Annotated in this window: 2 protein-coding genes and 1 pseudogene; all 3 read right to left on the reverse strand. The window is 71.6% G+C overall.

The features are described 5' to 3' along the window. Nucleotides 1-300: 300 nt before the first annotated feature. Nucleotides 301-486 (reverse strand): annotated as a pseudogene (locus tag HZU84_RS20815) (ATP-binding cassette domain-containing protein); the annotation flags it as partial. Between the two features lie 10 nt (nucleotides 487-496). Beyond that, complete coding sequence (locus HZU84_RS19975; protein WP_149505538.1) at nucleotides 497-1,282, reverse strand: Crp/Fnr family transcriptional regulator; 786 nt, start codon at nucleotides 1,280-1,282, stop codon at nucleotides 497-499. Between the two features lie 330 nt (nucleotides 1,283-1,612). Beyond that, complete coding sequence (locus HZU84_RS19980; protein ID WP_310734059.1) at nucleotides 1,613-2,326, reverse strand: nitric oxide reductase activation protein NorD; 714 nt, start codon at nucleotides 2,324-2,326, stop codon at nucleotides 1,613-1,615. Nucleotides 2,327-2,476: the final 150 nt, after the last annotated feature.

Raw genomic sequence — 2,476 nt, forward strand, 5'->3', positions numbered from 1 at the left:
GCGCAGATAGCGGAAGGGCTGGTCGGGCGTGTCGCGCACGCCGACCAGGAAGACGGACAGACCGTCCAGATCGACCGGCAGCATGTAGTTGCTGTACTCGCGGGCCTGGCCGGCGGCATCGCGCAGCACCCGGCGCGCCGGCAGCCGCTCCTGTTGCAGCCAGTGCTCGACGAGCGCGCCGTCCCGCGGCGCGCCGGCCAGGTCCAGCCAGGCGTGCAGGTTCTCGCGCGCGTCGAGCGCGTCGGCCAGCGGCATCGCATGGCCGACGAACCACAGCGGCGCGGCGCGGCGCACCTGGCCGGCCGCCGGCCGGCGCAGCCCGGCCAGCGTGCGGATCAGCGTCGTCTTGCCGCAGCCGTTCGGGCCGCGCAGATGCAGCGCCTGGCCGCGCGAGAGCACCAGCCGCAGCGGGCCCCAGAGGCGGCGCCCCTGGCGCTCGCCCACCAGCGCGTCGGCCTGCAGCAGCGGGGGGTCGGCAGCGGTCATGCGCTCGTGCTCACTGCAGCGGATGGCGCGCCAGCCGTCCGGTGTCGGGAATGCGGATTTCGCGCCGGTCCATCTCGATCAGGCCCTCGGCCTCGAGCTCGTGCAGCACGCGCGAGAAATACTCCGGCGTCATCGACAGCCGCGAGGCGATCGTCGCCTTGCTGACCGGCAGCGACACCCGGTGCTCGCGCGTGCGGCCGTCCTCGCGGCACAGCGGCGCGCAGCCGCCGCTGCCTGAGCCGTCGAGCGGCATCAGCCCGGAATCGGTCTCCGGCATCGCGCCGGGCGCATCGTCGAGATCGCGCAGCAGGTAGCCGATGACGCGCTGCATGCCGTTGTGCAGCGCATAGGCCTGCACGTCGTGCACCAGCCCGTGCAGCCGGCGCGAGATGCCCGCGAGCATGCGCATCGCGAAGCGCGGATCGCGGCTGATCTCGCCGAACACCGTGTCCTTGCCGACGCTCAGCACCAGCGCGTCGCTCAGCGTCTGCGCGTTGATGATGTAGGGCTTGCCGGTGAACATCAGCGCCTCTGCGAAGCTCTGGCCCGGCCCGATCAGCTCGATCACCTTCTCCTGCCCGGCCTGCGAGATCGCGAACAGCTTGACCTGGCCGGTCACCGCGACATGGAACTCCTCGCAGGGCTCGCCGACCCGGAACACCGTGTCGCCGCGCTGCAGCCGGCGCAGCCGGCAGCCCTCGGCCAGGCGCAGCAGCTCGGGCGGCGTCATCTCCTGGAACAGCGGCAGCACGGCGAGGTAGCGGGGCAGGTCGAAGGGGCGTGCAGGGAGATCCATGGCGTGCGCTCGGCAGATGAGGAGAGGGGGCGGCGCGAATTGTCGGGACCGTTTCCAGTATTCAATCTGACCCAGGTCAATCCTGATCCCGACCCGCTTCATCGGACATCTTCTCCCTGTGCGGCCTGCTGCCAGCGATCTGTCGCTTGTCGCTTGTCGCTTGTCGCTTGCGGGTCTGGACGAGGTGCTTCTTCCCGGGCTGGGATGGTGCAGGTCAGCCCGGCGGGATGTCCTTGAACCAGTTCAAGGGCGGCGCGGGTGTCCGCCACCCGTTGCGTTGTCCGGCCTGTCTTCCTCGGCAAGCCGCCCTCAAGCTGCCTCGGCGCGGCTTCAGCGACTCACCAGCGCGGCATGGATCTGTGCCAGCCGGTGCACCAGCTCCTGCGGGCGGTGCACGCGGGCGTAGCCGTTCTGGCCGAAGAGCATCGGCAGGTAGTCCTGCGCCTGCTCGTCGATGGTGACGCAGAAGGGCGTCAGGCCGGCGTCGCGCGCGGCCTGCACCGCGTGGCGGGTGTCTTCCAGGCCGTGGCGGCCCTCGTAGTGGTCGATGTCGTTGGGCTTGCCGTCGGTCAGCAGCAGCAGCAGGCGCTGGCGCTCGGGACGCGCCGACAGGCGCAGCGTGGCATGGCGGATCGCCGCGCCGATGCGGGTGTAGTAGCCCGGCCGGATCGCGCCGACGCGCGCGCGCACCGTCTCGTCCCAGGGCTCGTCGAAGCCCTTCAGGTGCTGGATGCGCACGTTGTGGCGGCGCACCGAGCTGAAGCCGAGCATCTCGAAGGCGTCGCCGCCGCCCGACAGCGCCTCGCCGAAGACATGCAGCGCGTCGCGGATCACGTCGATCACGCGGGTGTCGTCGCCGACATGGGCGTCGGTCGACAGCGACAGGTCGGCCAGCAGCAGCGTCGCCAGGCTGCGCTCGTGGCGCTCGCGGCGCAGGAAGACGGCCGGTGCCTCGCTGACCGGGTGGCGAGCGTCGTCGATGCGGTGGCGCACCCAGGCGTCGAGGTCGATCTCGTCGCCGTCGGGCCGCGCGCGCGTCAGCACTGGCGCGGCGCGCAGCGCCTCCAGCCGCCGGCGCGATCCTGCTGCCGGTCGGCACCCAGATGACCAGCGCCTGCGCCTTGCGGAAGCGGGTGCCGTCGTCGATGCGGTTCCAGGCGGCGATCTGGTTTGCGCTCACCCGGTAGCGCTTGG

The organism is Sphaerotilus sulfidivorans, assembly GCF_013426975.1.
Taxonomy (GTDB): Bacteria; Pseudomonadota; Gammaproteobacteria; order Burkholderiales; family Burkholderiaceae_C; genus Sphaerotilus; species Sphaerotilus sulfidivorans.

Bases quoted from the DNA above. Each gene is read 5' to 3' on its own strand.
- HZU84_RS19975 (WP_149505538.1), bottom strand. From the start codon at position 1,282: ATGGATCTCCCTGCACGCCCCTTCGACCTGCCCCGCTACCTCGCCGTG.